Annotated in this window: 10 protein-coding genes and 3 pseudogenes; 3 read left to right on the top strand and 10 right to left on the bottom strand. The window is 40.4% G+C overall.

Annotation, left to right across the window (positions count from 1 at the left end):
* Positions 1 to 261: 261 nt before the first annotated feature.
* Entirely contained in the window at positions 262 to 1,305 is a 1,044-nt protein-coding gene (locus tag NST81_RS04525; protein WP_048622401.1) for an IS30 family transposase, read from the bottom strand.
* A gap of 194 nt (positions 1,306 to 1,499) precedes the next feature.
* Here NST81_RS04525 and NST81_RS04520 point away from each other — a divergent pair, with 194 nt between their 5' ends.
* The 3 genes and pseudogenes from NST81_RS04520 to NST81_RS04510 all read left to right on the top strand — a co-directional run.
* Complete coding sequence (locus tag NST81_RS04520) at positions 1,500 to 1,832, top strand: nuclear transport factor 2 family protein (protein WP_048622767.1); 333 nt, start codon at positions 1,500 to 1,502, stop codon at positions 1,830 to 1,832.
* 262 nt (positions 1,833 to 2,094) lie between these two features.
* Positions 2,095 to 2,601, top strand: a complete 507-nt coding sequence (locus tag NST81_RS04515; protein ID WP_048622766.1) for a GNAT family N-acetyltransferase — start codon at positions 2,095 to 2,097, stop codon at positions 2,599 to 2,601.
* 410 nt (positions 2,602 to 3,011) lie between these two features.
* Positions 3,012 to 3,217, top strand: a pseudogene (locus NST81_RS04510) (IS1595 family transposase); the annotation flags it as partial.
* Positions 3,218 to 3,664: 447 nt separating this feature from the next.
* Here NST81_RS04510 and NST81_RS04500 read toward each other — a convergent pair.
* The 9 genes and pseudogenes from NST81_RS04500 to NST81_RS04460 all read right to left on the bottom strand — a co-directional run bounded on the left by NST81_RS04500 (position 3,665) and on the right by NST81_RS04460 (position 15,322).
* Positions 3,665 to 5,008, bottom strand: a complete 1,344-nt coding sequence (locus NST81_RS04500; RefSeq protein ID WP_048622764.1) for an APC family permease — start codon at positions 5,006 to 5,008, stop codon at positions 3,665 to 3,667.
* Positions 5,009 to 5,219: 211 nt separating this feature from the next.
* Positions 5,220 to 6,367, bottom strand: a pseudogene (locus tag NST81_RS04495) (IS256 family transposase).
* Between the two features lie 543 nt (positions 6,368 to 6,910).
* Positions 6,911 to 7,537, bottom strand: coding sequence for an FMN-binding negative transcriptional regulator (locus NST81_RS04490; RefSeq protein WP_341028597.1), 627 nt, complete (start codon positions 7,535 to 7,537; stop codon positions 6,911 to 6,913).
* 142 nt (positions 7,538 to 7,679) lie between these two features.
* Positions 7,680 to 8,250, bottom strand: a pseudogene (locus NST81_RS04485) (nucleotidyltransferase family protein).
* A gap of 405 nt (positions 8,251 to 8,655) precedes the next feature.
* Positions 8,656 to 9,330 (bottom strand): CoA transferase subunit B, encoded by a 675-nt coding sequence (locus NST81_RS04480; protein ID WP_048622761.1) that lies wholly within the window; start codon positions 9,328 to 9,330, stop codon positions 8,656 to 8,658.
* A 38-nt stretch (positions 9,331 to 9,368) separates the two neighbouring features.
* Positions 9,369 to 10,058, bottom strand: a complete 690-nt coding sequence (locus tag NST81_RS04475) for a CoA transferase subunit A (RefSeq protein ID WP_003353279.1) — start codon at positions 10,056 to 10,058, stop codon at positions 9,369 to 9,371.
* Between the two features lie 300 nt (positions 10,059 to 10,358).
* Complete coding sequence (locus NST81_RS04470) at positions 10,359 to 10,859, bottom strand: acetone carboxylase subunit gamma (protein ID WP_003353280.1); 501 nt, start codon at positions 10,857 to 10,859, stop codon at positions 10,359 to 10,361.
* A 26-nt stretch (positions 10,860 to 10,885) separates the two neighbouring features.
* Entirely contained in the window at positions 10,886 to 13,153 is a 2,268-nt protein-coding gene (locus tag NST81_RS04465) for a hydantoinase B/oxoprolinase family protein (RefSeq protein ID WP_327798120.1), read from the bottom strand.
* Positions 13,154 to 13,174: 21 nt separating this feature from the next.
* Positions 13,175 to 15,322 (bottom strand): hydantoinase/oxoprolinase family protein, encoded by a 2,148-nt coding sequence (locus NST81_RS04460; RefSeq protein ID WP_341028595.1) that lies wholly within the window; start codon positions 15,320 to 15,322, stop codon positions 13,175 to 13,177.
* Between the last annotated feature and the right edge of the window lie 89 nt (positions 15,323 to 15,411).

Raw genomic sequence — 15,411 nt, 5'->3', positions numbered from 1 at the left:
CGACAAGATTTTGCAAATATTTTTTTCGTTTTTTTCTTTTTCTTAAATTGCAATATTAAATGCAACAAGTATTGAAAGACCAGATAACCCATGATTAAGTAGAATCGGGACACTCTGCGCAACTTGACGTGGAGTGGCGGGCATGGTAGCCTGGTTGGCCCAGCCAGTACCGTATACCTGGCTTCATGGCTGGTAGCCATGCCCGCAGAGGCTCTTTGTCAAGTTGCTAAAAACCAACCCTTTGGGTTAGCTGGCTTAAGGTTAAGAAGCTAAGCCAGCTAACTCTATTTGGAAACACTCCTCAGGTGTACGATAATTGAGGATCTTCCTTGGAAGATGGTTACACCAATTTTCAACATAGGTAATGGTTTCGTCTGCCACAGAGGAAATGGGTCTCCCCTTTGGTATGAAGCGCCTAATAAGGCCATTATGACGCTCGTTGGTTCCTCGTTCACAGGATGTGTAAGGGTGTGTAAAATAAACCTCTGTTAGATCTTTTTCAACACTAAGGCCGAGGTCAGCAAATTCAGAACCGTTATCAGCCGTAATGGTTTTAAACACTTTAGAGAACCGATTACCATAAGACACTTTCAACTGAGATATGACTTCTGAAACGGATAGACTATCCTTGGCTGTCACTCTCAAAATTATTTCTTTACGGGTTTTGCGCTCAGTAAGAGTCAATAAGGCCTGATCTTTAGTCTTCTTGCCTATAACCGTATCAATTTCCCAGTGACCAAACTCTTGGCGTTCATTGACTTCAATTGGTCGCTCATCGATACTGCGTCCTAAGATCTTCTTATTCTTCCGGTTACGTTTTTTCTTGGTGTTCAGGGTAATTTTCATAGGTAGGTCAATGTTTTTAACGCCTATAAGTCCTAGATCAATATAGTTATAAAGGGTCTTGGTGCAAACCATTTTGTCTTTGAATTTCCCATCACGTTTGGCTCTCCCACATACCGCATCAGGAGACCATTTCTTATCAAGGATCTGAGTTTCGGCATACTTAATAAACTCGATGGCATCGTCTAGTTTTAGCTTGCGGCCACAGGCTTTCCTGTTTCTCTCATAGAGAAGTTGACCTGTGTCTGGAAAATAGACATGAACAATTTTCCCGTTGCTTTTTCTTTGTGGCACTGTACCTCTTCTTAACTCACGGGAGATGGTGCTTTTGTGACAACCAACATAATCTGCAATCTCCTGTTGAGTCTTACCAGCAGCGTGTAAGGCCGCAATTTTCCCACGGTCATAAGCCGTTAAGTGTTTGAAATGCCGAGCTCCTATGGTAGAATTAGTAATTGCCATAGATAAATCCTCCGTATCGATATTGTTTTAGTCGACTTAATCATACGTGGTTTATCTATGGTTTTTCATTTTTTATGCTTGTTGCATTTGATTATACAACTAGCCTTTTTTTCTTTTTTGTTGATTTTTCTTTTTCACCCCCATTACGGACAAAGTATAATGAGATGCAATAATCAATCCAAAGGAGGATAAAAATAGAAAACAAATCCGCTTTAAAAAAGCATTTATGTCAATTAGAACAAATGTTGTTAAAACCGGAAATTCGTTCAACTGACGATTTTTTTGAATCCGGAAATCCAGGGAATATTTGGCATAAAAAGGATTGTGTCGATGAGGGCGGACTTAGTATAAGGAAAATGACTCTTTATGATTTTGAGATAAATCCTTTATCAGAAGATGTAGTATTAACGACATTTCGTGTAAAAGATGATACAAGAATGCAAGATACTTTACGCAGCTCGATTTGGAAATTTCGTGATGGAAGATGGCAAATGTTTTTCCATCAAGGAACGTTAATAAAATCGTAATCATGATTGTGGAGTCGTTGCAGAAATATTAGAGTGAGTTCTTTTGAAATATCAATATGAAAGGTCCTTGTGAATAAAAATATCTGCTTTCAAACTAGAATTTTTCTGAACTCCCGGACTATGTATGAAAGAGTTTATCGTGATTTCATTTGACTCGCTCAAGTTTCATATTGATTTTCTGTATATCATCCTCTAGCATAAAATACAAGTGACTAAGATTGTCCTAATAAATCAATTTGTCCGTAATGTGGGAGTGTTGTTCATGTTATCAGATATTACCGTGAGAGATGCCGAATTCAGCGATTTGCCTGCCATTGTAGAGATATACAACTCTACCATTCCAAGCAGAATGGTAACGGCTGATTTAGAACCTGTTTCTGTTCAAAGCAAAACACAGTGGTTTAAAGAGCACTCTCCTTCTTCCAGACCTTTATGGGTAATAGACCATCAAGGAAAAATAGGCGGATGGTTGAGCTTTCAATCGTTTTATGGAAGACCGGCTTATCACTCGACAGCAGAAATCAGCATTTATCTTCACCCGGATTTCAGAGGAAAAGGACTTGGAAAATATATGCTCCAAAAAGCAATAGATGCTTGCCCAAGACTTCAAATAAAAACCTTGCTTGCGTTTATATTTGGACATAACAAGCCGAGCCTTCAACTTTTTTCACATTTTGAATTTGAAAAATGGGCCCACCTGCCAAACGTCGCGGAATTAGACGGCGTTGAAAGAGATTTAATCATTCTTGGGAAAAGAGTCACTTCATGATGCATCGTGCTTAGTCATGAGTAGCACAATAGATTTTGTCAAAATAATCAATAGACGCGAAATGTTAAGCAACCAATTCAGACACTGGTCAAAAAATGATTCACTAATATAAAAAAGGAATATTGGGTCATTTTGAGAATCATATGAATATAACGAAACGATTGAAACCTCCGGTCGTATCCGCCATAACATTCGAATATATCTTAGAAATGCGGAATATTCGCCTTGGCGGAAACACCGAGCAAACGCAACGAATTGGATGAGCGGATAAGCCTTGTGCTGCGGATGTATTTATAAAACAAAGGCTATGTGAAATAACTCTGTTGATTTTTGATAAACAAACAAATGTTCTACAGTATAAAAAGAACATTTGTTTGGATGTTTTATAATCATTAATAGCAAAAATTTGAAAATTAAATTCGTCTGAACAACATCGTTTAAAAGGGTTCTTTATCCATTCTCTTATATCATTTTCAGCAAGTGAACCTGTTTTTCAAGAACAAACTGTACGCAAATTAAAGATGGCTATACTTGTGTACACCGTGGTTCTAAACAAGTTATGCGTTTCGGTAAGTACAAGGTTAAACTTGGACTAAAAGAAACGGAAAAAACAAAAGGAGAATAGGAATAATGAAAAAATTCAAAATATTAATGAAATTAACCCCTTTCCTATATGGTCTTTTTATCTTAGTCGGCTTGATTATGGCAATGTTAAGTGTATTAGACCATAATGTACAAATATTTTGTTTATCTTTATTCCTGATTTTGCAATCAGTACTTGCATTAACATATACTATGTTATTTAAAAAAATTTGGCAGAAATAACTTTCACTTTTAAGTTATTAAGATATTCACTGTTTAACTCACAAACCATTCATCAGTGAAGCCCTTTTTTAAAGGTTCCATTCAATTTTTAGATCAAAAAACAGAGCGGACCGGCACGCGAGAAACATCGGCTCATTGCACGCCATTTTAACACAAAACCCTCGACAATTCCTACTGAAGTCATCGAGGGCTAAGAAGTTTTTTCAAAAGATATTAGTTTCTTGCGTCTGTTAAATACTTAATTATTTTTAATTTTGTTTAATGATTTATTACGCATATAAATTGGAAGACCTAAAGCAGTTAAACCGAGACCACATAACGCTAGGATCGTTTGTGTGAATAAGGTGTTGATCACGATAAATAACCCGCCAATAATCGCTATGATAGGGATGACAGGATATAACGGCACCTTGTAAGGCCGCACAAGATTCGGTTTTTTTTTGCGCAAAATGATGACAGCAAGAAAAGTCATCGTATAGAATATCCAAATCACAAACACTAACATATCCGTTAACGTATTAAATCCACCTATTAGCATCATCATGACCGCAACCAACAAGATGAATATTCCAGAATTATATGGAATTCGCGTTTTATTTGATAACGTAGCAAACCATTTGCTAAAAGGCAATTGATCTTCTAATGCCATTGCATAAGGGATTCTCATTCCGGTCATCGTATATCCATTAATGCTGCCAAATACCGAAATTAAGATACCGATGCTAACCAATTTTCCACCCATCGTACCAAAAAGAACGTTTGCTACATTAGACGCAGGCGTATCAGTCCCTGCTAGAGCTGTTGCCGGCATAACTAAGAGGAATGCAATATTAATTAATAAATAAACGATCGTAACGCTCGACAGCCCTACTATAATTGCTTTAGGCAAATCTTTCTTGGGATTTTTCATTTCTCCAGCGATATTCCCTACATGAATCCATCCATCATAGGCAAACATGGTTGCCAGCAAACCAGAACCAAGGGCCGATATAAAAGCTTTATCTTGTCCTGCTTCAATCGGGAAAAGTTGAAAAGATACATTCCCTTCGTGCAGCAATCCAAAAATAGAAATAAGAGCTAAAGGAAGTAATTTACATATAGTAAAAACAGTCTGAATGCCCCCAGCAGCTTTCGCACCTAAAAAGTTCATAAGGGTGATAAAGGTAGCTGTAAGAATTGCTATTCCCACAATCATCATTCTATGTTCATTCGCATGGAATCCAAACAGACTAACCGTTTGGGTCCCGAAAATAATCGCAAGTGCAGCAATGTTGGCTGGAAAGTAAATAATCGTTTGTGCCCACCCCAATAAAAATGCCGTTAAATTGCCATATGTACGCTTTAAATAGGCCATCATGCCGCCTGTTTCCGGAATGGCTGCCGATAATTCAGCTGCCGTTAATCCTGCACAAATAGTTAACACTCCTCCAATCAGCCATGCAAGCAGCCCTAAACTTGCTGTCCCGGTGGCACCATATACTGCAGTTGGCTTAAAAAAAACACCGGCTCCAATTACAGTACCAATAACTGTAGTTAAAGCAGCCAAGAAACCAATTTCTTTTTTTAGCTCTTGTTGTGACAAAGTACTCACTCCTGTTTTATTGTGTTTAAGATATATGACTTTTAAGACTCGTAGGTACCGTCAAGAATTTTGTGTAAGAGAGTATTCTCAGATACGTTTTTTTAATCTTGGAGGAGGTGTTTAGTTGTCTTATATGAGACTGAATATTCAGTCTCATATAAGACAACTTAGTCTCCCTAGACTCTGTTCTTCATGAACAAAATTTGGTCTTTCAGTATCTTTCTTCAAACATATCTTGAAGTGCCTTGTATGCCGTAGAAAACCCTTTAAGTTTTCTAGTGGACCATTTTTCATTCAAGTCCTGTACCGTTAAGAACGTGATTTTTTCTGCTGCTTCAATACTGGTTAAGCTGTTCATCGTTTTGAGTCGTTTACGTATATCTTTAATCGTTCGTTCAATAGCATTGGTCGTGTAGATGACACTACGAATACTGGTCGGATATTTCATGAATGTTAGGAGGACATCTAAATCTTGTTCCCAAGATTGGACTTCTCTAGGATACTTTTTAGACCACTTGTCTTTAAACTCATGAAAGGCTTGAATGGCTGCGGATAGATCAGCTTTAGGTCTTCAGCCACTTCAAATTGGTCTTTTTTCCTTACCTTGTTTAACGTATTTCTTACTTTGTGGACCACACATCGTTGAACATCGGCTTTCGGATAGACGGCTTTAAAGGCTTCTTCAAGACCTGGGAGTCCATCAAAAACACCAAGTAAGACTTCATGAGCACCGCGTGTATAAAGGTCTTGGAGAATCTCTTGCCAGCCATGCGCGCTTTCTTGACCTCCAACGTAAAAGCCAAGAATTTCACGATAACCTTCTTCATTGACACCAAGAACAACGTAAATGACTTCTTTGGCATACGTATCACGACGAACTTTTATATAAAACCCATCAAGATACAACACAGAATACCGTTTGTTTAATGGACGTTGTTGCCATTTTTGAATATCCTCCAACGCGGCATCTGTAATATGACTAATCGTGGTAGGAGAGTAGGTTGAACCAAGAATTCTTTCGATAAACTTCCCAATTTCTCGAGTGCTCATCCCACTTTGATACATTTTAATAATCGCCTGTTCCAGCCAGCCGTCTTGACGTTGATAAGGCTCAAACAGTTGAGTCTGGAAATCCCCGTTGCGATCTCTTGGAACCGTAAGAGCTTCTATTTTCCCGTACTTTGTATCAAGAGTACGGTGATAATAACCATTTCTTGAGTTTTGAACGTGTTCCTGTTCCACTTGGAGGAAATTTTTGATTTCTTCTCTCATGATGAATTCAAGCTTTTCTTGAACAAAATCTTTTATCATATTTTCCAGTTGATTTGCGAAATCTGAGTTGAGTATACTATTACTCATAAGGTAGGGTATCTCCTTTCAGTTTTGTTTGGTCGCAAATCTGAGAATACCCTGCCTTTTTCTTTTTTTCTAGTAGAAAAATTTGCTTACACAAAATAATTTACATCATCGACTCGTACAAACAACAGTCATGATACACATAAAATCTCCAAAAGAAAAGGGCATTTGGTAAATTATCGTTTCTACACAAAATGCCCCATGTTACTGAATATTATTTATGGTTTGAAACAAAAAAGATAAGTACTTTTCATAAAATTTCGTTTTTTAACCAGAAGGTTTTCTTTTTCTATCTCAACTATTGTCATCAATAAAATTCATGAAAAGTCCGATATATTGCATAACCTTATTAAAATAATATTGAAAAGATGAATAATGGAATCAACATCATCGTTCGCACACCTTCTTTTGCATTTATTGTCATAAAGCGAACATGAAATGAAACCTTTTCTTCGTTCGGCCGTTAAAACAAGTTCTCAGGGCAACAAAGTATGTAAAACTTGTACAAACGCTCCAATTTGTCGAAAGGTATAGAATCATGATGTATTATCTTTGCAGTTTCATATTCTGCTCCATTATTTTTGCCAATTCTGCTGACTGATATTGGCCGCTTGTTTTTAAACCATTTATAACGTTTTGTTGCCTTTCTATTGAGTGATTCTGGCTCAACTTCCATTTCCCTTCCATCTTATTAATGGAAATTTCAAATACAACGATACCGTTCATTAAACCATCTATAAATTCATCATCAAATGGAGTGTCCCAAGGGTCGGGCATAGATGATTCATAAAAATGAACCGTCTTTTCCATCCGTTCCACCATTTCTTCTTTTTTCTCTATGATTTGAACGGTCCCATATACATGGACTGCTACATAATTCCAAGTAGGCACCGTGTTAGGATCTTTATACCAAGAAGCGGAGATATAAGCGTGGGGACCTTGAAAGACGACAAGAACCTCTTTGCCGTTTAATTTTTTCCAATGAGGATTCTGTTTCGCCATATGGCTAATCAACACACCGTTATCCCACGTTTTTTCATCCAGGAAAAAAGGCAAATGCGTTGCTGACGGCCCGCTTTCTTCCTGAGAAAATAAAATTCCAAAACTGTTACCTTTAATAAAATCTACTAATCTTGATTGATCATTGACCCTAAAAGCTGTTGGTATGTACATTCCAATTTCCCTCCATAATTTTTAATAATTATACACACAGGTAAATATAAATGCAAAAATAATTCTATCAGATCTGTTTTCGCTATAGCCGCCTATACATCGCTTCGCACCTCAAAATTCAGTTCTTTTTCTTTTAAAGACTTTAGTTCGAATTTTCAATATGATAAACTTTCACTTTATGCCAAATAGCTTTCCAATTCTTTTTCGTTATCCGTTCTTCGTAAACCTTTGCTAGTTCTTTTAACTCTTTAAAATAGGGAGTCGGCTTTACTTCCAATTTCACCACGTCATTTATTCCCCAAGGAGCATCCAAGAGGCTGTCCTCTTTTTCATCCAATTTTACTCCTAAAGAGGTTGCTGTTTCTGGAAACTTGGATATCGCATCGATGGAAGAATACTATTGACAACGTGCATCCTTGCCTCATTTTTCACTGACCAAGGAATGTCAGGGAGGATATATTTCTTAATCTCATTTCTAACTTCTTTTCTTCTAATTCGTCCGTATTGCCATCATCAAAATAGATGACATCGATATCTGAAATAGGCGTTCTTTCTTTAAAGCCGTGTAACACATCCCATATTTTCGAACGAACAAATCCGGCACAGACCCACCAATCAGGTAAATGCAATGATTTTACTGCCCTTAATATATCCATCATCCACTCATCTTCTTTTATCAGTTGAATGATCTCTTTCTCATTTTGGATCATCATCCATTCATCCCCTCCCATCAAACGTATACTTCTATCATTATAAAAGCAAAATGAATCTCGGCTGTAACCTCTTGTTATGAAGCCGCATTCAAAATACCTAGCCTTTTATAAAACTCTTGCTTCACGAGATCATAAATTTAACGCTTGTTTCTTTCGGATTCTATAGACTGCACCTATGCCAAGCGCACAAAAAAAGACTTCCGCAATCGTAGAAGTCTCTTGAAAAAAGAATGGAAAAGGATTTCCAGTGTTTAGAGTCAACTTGCACACCAAAAAGGGAAGAAGACATTAAATCGTCCTCGTCTGCCATTTTCCTGTAAAAGGAGGGCAGGCTTATGAAAATGGTTCCGGTTGTGCATTTCTTCGATTTTTTACGATTTTGAATCCTTTTATTCCCTCAATCAATTAAAAAGCGTTTAGCAAAATATCGTCAGGAACAATTAAATTTGGTTCAGTAGATTCAATGATTTCCTCCACAGTATATCCTTTTGCAACTTCCACTAGCTTTAATCCTTCTTTTGTGACATCGATTACGGCTCGGTCCGTAATAATCCGGTTGACCACGCCTTGTCCTGTTAATGGCAAGGAGCATTTTTTAAGAATTTTCGGTTCACCATATTTATTCGTATGTTCCATAATCACGACAATCCGCTTGGCACCATGGACCAAATCCATGGCTCCTCCCATCCCTTTAATCATTTTTCCGGGTATCATCCAGTTAGCCAAATCTCCTGTTTCTGAAACTTCCATGCCCCCGAGAATCGCTAAATCAAGATGCCCGCCTCGAATCATGGCAAAAGATTCTGCACTGCTAAAATAAGATGCGCCCTTTATTGCCGTCACGGTTTCTTTTCCCGCATTAATGAGATCGGGATCTACTTCCTCTTTCTTAGGATAGGGGCCTATTCCTAATAAACCGTTCTCCGACTGCAATACGATCTGTTTATGTTCGGAAACATAGTTCGCGACCAACGTCGGCATCCCTATCCCCAAATTAACGTAATACCCGTCCCGGATTTCCTTTTCCGCCCTGCGAGCAATTCTTTCACGTATTTTCGTTTTATCTTCTTTCACCACCATGTTTTGCATCCCTCCTCTTTAGGTAAATCCATCACTTCTTAACGGCTGACGGTTAATCGTTCTATTCGTTTTTCTTGTTGGCCGACTACAAGATGTTGAACATAAATTCCCGGCGTATGAATTTGATCCGGATCGAGTTCACCGATTTCGTATAATTCTTCTACTTCCGCAATCGTCACTTTTCCGGCTGCTGCCATCATAGGATTGAAGTTTCTAGCCGTCTTGTTGTAAATAAGATTTCCCATTTTGTCTCCTTTTGCTGCTCTAATCAAGCTAAAATCGGCCGTCATCCCGTATTCCAATAAATATTTCTTGTTTTGGAAGGTTCTGACTTCACGTCCTTCCGCAATGGGGGTGCCTACACCAGCAGGAGTATAGAATGCAGGAATTCCGGCTCCTCCTGCCCTAATTCTTTCCGCCAAAGTTCCCTGCGGAATCAGTTCCACTTCCACTTCTCCCGATAAAACTTGTCTTTCAAATTCTTTATTTTCCCCAACATAAGAACCGATGATTTTTTTGATCTGTTTATTTCTTAAAAGCAGCCCCAATCCCCAATCATCTACACCACAGTTATTAGAAATCACTGTTAAATCTTTTACACCCGATTCGGCGAGCGCTTTAATCAAATTTTCAGGAATCCCTACGAGACCGAAACCGCCCACCATAATAGTCATGCCGTCTTGAATATCTTGAATCGCCTCTTCAAAACTATTAAATATCGTTTTCATGTTCTTTCCGGACTCCTCCTTCTGCGATTCTTCTCTTATAGAAACGATGGCGTCATCTTGACTCCCGCCAATACGCGAATACTAAAAAATGGTCTGGCAGTTGTTTCTATCTTACGGTTCATTTAATGAAAAAATGACAACATCTCATTTGAACGACAAACCCCTCTCTTTTTAAGCACAAACTTTTTTGGTCAGCTAGCAGCAATTGGATGACGTGGACGTTGTCACTCTTCATCCGTTTATGTCTTTCATCGACTAGAACAAAGTGGACAGTGGCCTCAACCACCGTCCACTCTCTCCTTATTTCACCTGCGGAAGCGGGCGTTTTAACCATTCATTGTAAAACGCGTCAATATCAGGTTCAAAGTCTTTTAAGATGGGATACCATGGAGTCACGGCTTCTACCTCTAACTGGGTCGCGCATTGAGGGCAGTAATACTCACGAATAACCTGCCACTCCGGATCTGGCGCAAGCATTTTCGGATAAAGCTCCGTCAACTTTTCCTCTGTATCGCGGACATGGATCAGAGCATGCAGCTTCCAGTTATCGCTCGCCTCACAAAATTCATATCCGCAATCACATTTTACGATTCGATCACCGTTTTTCTTTTGCACAATATATAAATGCAGCCCGGCAGGAAGTAAAATGGGATCATCCCACGGAACACGCTCTTGCAGTATGCTTATATATTTTTCGAAACGATCCGCATCCTTAAAATTCGAAAGCATTTGCTTTAATTTGTGAAAATCAATCGTTCCGTCTATTAACTCTTCAATGGTTTTACGATCGTACGTTGTCATGTTTTCACCTCTCTCGAATCAGTTTTTTAGTGTTTAATTTTTGCACCGAAAACCGGAACCCCTAGCTCCTCTTCAGTCAGATTCCAATCTTTCGGCAAGTTCCAAAATTCTTTAAATTCCCCCCTGAACGATTGACTCAGTGCGAAGCTGCCGGCATACATATGACGAACTTGAACAGCAGCATCTTTTTTCAAGATTTTCTCTCTTTCTTTCTTCATCCACTCTTTCGTCTTTAACCCCCGTTTGAGTCGTTCTTTGCGTATTTCCTTGCGGCGTTTTTCCGTCTTTTTTTCGTCGACAATATATCGACCTTGTTTATCTTTGGTGAATACAGCACCGTACACTTTTTCCGCATAACGCGGTAAAACGTACCCGTCGTTCAAATCATCTTCAATCATTTTTGGTTTGCGTTCAAGCGGATCACCAAATCCAGGGCCTCCACGAAGGTAGTTTAAATAGAGATCATAATTGTCAAAGATCGTTTCCGTTGTAATCGATTGTTTATCTCGAATAATTTCCTTCGCTTCGATCAGCTTATCGTATTCCGGATTGTCCGGATCCGGATCTCCACCTGTCGGAATAGGAAGCTTTTTATCAATCAATTCCTTTATATTTGTACCATGAGCTTCAAAGCGATAGCCGGATGCTGCCGGATAGCCTCCCATCAATCCGCAATCGCTCGACATATAGCCGTTCCCCATGAAGAACATGGTCCAGTCTTTCGCACCGTACACCAACCTTAATGTTTCATATCCGTTCCCGCCGCGATATTTTCCGTAACCGCCCGTGTTTGGTTTAATGCTTCGTCCTAAGTAAAGAAGCGGTTCCGCCAGTTCCCAAATTTCCATGTCTCCCATATCGCCTTCTGGATTCCAGATGGCTGCTGCGTGGCTAATGCCGTCTTTTACCGCACCGGCCCCGACACCTTCGGCAGCAGATTCAAAGCTGTTGACAGCATGGTTTTCATTAAACTGGTTATATCCACCACCTTGCAGCCAGTTCGAAGTGTTGGCATTCCCGGCATTCACTTCTTCCAAATAACCGCGGGCAAAGTAGTTTCGGCTGAGTGCACGCCATAGTGGGCTCCATGCTGAAACAAGGAAGTGCCATGCATAGCTATGTGCTGTTCGGATATCGTCTGGATTCAGCCATGATCCATATGGCAAATCAAACTGACTAGCATAATAGGCACCGTCGTTAACCCTGTCATTAGGAATCAAAGTTTGCGACATCATGACCCAGATACCGCTTGTAATCGAAACAGGTGTGGCATTATAACTGTGCCATCCCCATCGGTTTACCCCTTCAAAGTTAATCTCAAATTTGCCGTTTTTATGGACGGTCAGTTCAGTCGGTGCATGCATGATCGTATTTACTCGAGCATATGGCGGAACATCAAGATTTTCATATGGAACATCGACAAACGATACTTGACGATATTTTCCAGGTATTAACAATGTTTTGACTTGGTTCACAAATCCACGTCGTCCGTCTTCGATGACTTCACGAATAAATTGTTTATATGTTTCAACTCCTTCCTCTTTTACAATATCTAGAACAAGGTCTCGAATCATATGACAGCCAGCAATGCGCGTACGTTCGTCCAGCAGCCAGTACTTCGTCGTACGAACAGAACGCTGGCTCTCAATTAACCAGTCTTTCAACAAAGTGTCGTTTTTTCCAATTTTGCGACATGCAACCTGATAGCCATCGTCATAGCGCGTCACAGGTCCCACCGTCATACTTCCTGGTGCAGTGGCTCCAACATCAATAACATGTGTTACACCGCCAACCCAACCAATAAGCTCTCCTTCATGGAAAATCGGAACAATCGTATGGACGTCACATGGGTGAACATTTCCAATTTGACAATCGTTATTACAGAAAATATCTCCATCTTCAATGCCGGGGTTCTCCTCATAATCATTTTTGATCATATATTTGATCGCTGCCCCCATCGTCCCTACGTGAATGATAATTCCGGTGGATGTCACGACCGAATCGGCTTCCGGAGTATATAAGGTAAAGCATAATTCCCCTTCTTGCTCCACAATAGGAGAAGCGGCTACTCTTTTCGCTGTTTCCCTTGCATGTACAACGCCCCCGCGCAGTTTGGCAAAAATTTTCTCATAGCGAATGGGGTCAGATTCCTTAAGCGGCAATGTTTTCAGACCTGCATAATGACCTGTTGTCCGACTAATCTCATCTATTTCTTGCCGCATTTCTTTAAGCGTTTTACCGTCCCATCCAATGGTTTTTCGCTGTTTTTTCGCTTTTACAGAAATCGGATCCATATGACAATGCCTCCTTTTAGATTAGAGTTCTTTCAAATGAAAAATGCGGTGTGCATCCAGGTACGTCTCAAATCCAGGCGGAATGACAAATGTTGTCGCTGGAGACTCAATAATCGAAAATGATTGAATTTTGTTTCCTGGCTTAAGTTTTTCCATTTCCCAAATATCAGCGACCATCCATTCGCCCTTCCAATAAACATTGCGTGTACCGAGAAATGCATCTTTCGGCGGTGTCTCGCTGTCTAGCGGTTCTTCAGGAATTCTCGGTTTTGCCACTTCTACAATTCCACGAACGATGGCACCGGTGATGCTGTAGCCAAGTTCCGGGGAACGTGCTGCTTTTGCATATACACGCGTATAAGTATCTTCAAAGGCAGTAACTAGCGCTTCCCAATCCTCCACCTCTTTAAAGGATGCAATGGGCGCTTCAATTTCCAAATCGTTTAGCTGCCCTTGATATTGCATACGGAAATATAACCGGAAATCCACATCTTTTCTCTCAAATTTGTTTTTCTCAAATTCAGCTGCTACTTTTTCCATAAGCTCATCCCAAGCCCTTTGCAGCTCTTTGCCCGCTTTGAACTTCACTTCATCCGATGCACCATCATCCACATTAATATCAAGCGTTTTATCATAACGGTACTCAAAATCTGCCGCCCCGCAGCCAAAAGCCGAGAATCCTGCCGCCCAAGCCGGAACAAGAACATCTTCAAAACCAAGTCCTTTTGTATACCCAGCCGTATGCAACGGTCCTCCGCCTCCGTATGAGAAGCATACATATTGCGAAGGGGAATACCCTTTTCCAAGAATCATGGATTCCAGATAATTGCGCAGCTGCGATTCTAAGAGATCAATGACTCCGTATGCGGCATCTTCTACAGACAATCCAAGAGGTTCAGCAATTTGCTTTTTCACTGCTTCATAAGCGCGTTCCGGATACAATTTCACTTCTCCGCCAAGGAAATTATCCGGATTAATCAACCCTAGGACGACGTGGCAATCCGATACCGTTACCGTGTCGATGCCGCCTTCCGGATAACACACTCCCACTCTAGAACCCGCACTATCCGGTCCCAGTATGAGGGACTTAAAGTTTGGATCAATTCTTACAAAACTTCCGGCACCCGCTCCAACCGTATCCATCGCCACAAGCGGAAGCGAAAGAACGAGACGAGCCATATCAGGGCTAGTGTTAATGCTGAGATCTCCCTGGGTAATCAGAGCCATATCAAAACTCGTTCCGCCGATATCCGAACAAGCGATATTTTTAATCCCTAGATGCTCGCCGAGGTATTTTGCTCCGATAACCCCGCCAATCGGACCAGACACTAGTGTTCTAGCCAGCTCATTTGCACGTGTGCTTATTGTGCCGCCATGGCTTGCCATCACGCGTAAATCAAAATTGGCACCGTGCTCTTTTAACCGAGTATCAATCTTTTCCAGCGTTTCACGTGAAGGATCGGCAGCATAAGCTTCAATTATAGTCGTGTTAGTGCGGTGAGACTCTTTTCTGACAGGATAATAATCAACCGAGGCGAAGACCGGGACTTCTTTTCCGAGCTTTTTCATCGTCTCTTTTGCAATGTCCCGCACTTTCCTCTCATGAGCAGGATATTTATAAGAATGCAACAAGCTGATGACAATCGCTTCCACATCTCGTTCTAACAGTTCCTCTACAGCTGGCGCCACTTCATGTTCGTACAAAGGTATGACAACATTGCCGAATAAATCAACCCGTTCCGTTACCCCCCTCGTTAATTCACGCGGAACTAAAGGCGGATCATAGCGATGCGTATTTAAATGAAGTCGATCAGAATATGAATACCCGAGATAAGCTTGAATCGCTCTTCCCATTCTATGGAAGTCTTCCATTCCTTTGTTGACGATTAAGCCGACTTTCCGTCCTTTTCTTGACACAAGTCTGTTTAACATGGCTGTTCCCGAATAGACTCCGGCAAGCAATTTTGGAAATTCCTCATCAACGGTTGTATTCCAATAAGCAAGAGCATCTTTTGCCGAGTTAAGAAGCCCGACAGACTCGTCTTCCGGAGTGGATTGCGCCTTTCCAACAACAAAATCGCCGGTATCATCAATAATGAACGTGTCTGTCATGGTTCCTCCCGCATCGATTGCGAGAATTTGCGCATTTTTAGTGATCACTGTTTTCATTCCTTCCTCCCCTTTCTTCTCCTCTTCGAAACGGTATTTTGTTGTCATCAACGTCTTCGGCAGTTGTCATGCCATTTTCTGAATCTGTT

The sequence above is a fragment of the Bacillus sp. FSL W8-0223 genome, assembly GCF_038006805.1.
GTDB lineage: Bacteria > Bacillota > Bacilli > Bacillales > DSM-4216 > Bacillus_O > Bacillus_O smithii.
Note: the sequence above shows the minus strand (reverse complement) of the source record. Positions and strands in the feature narration are given on the sequence as shown.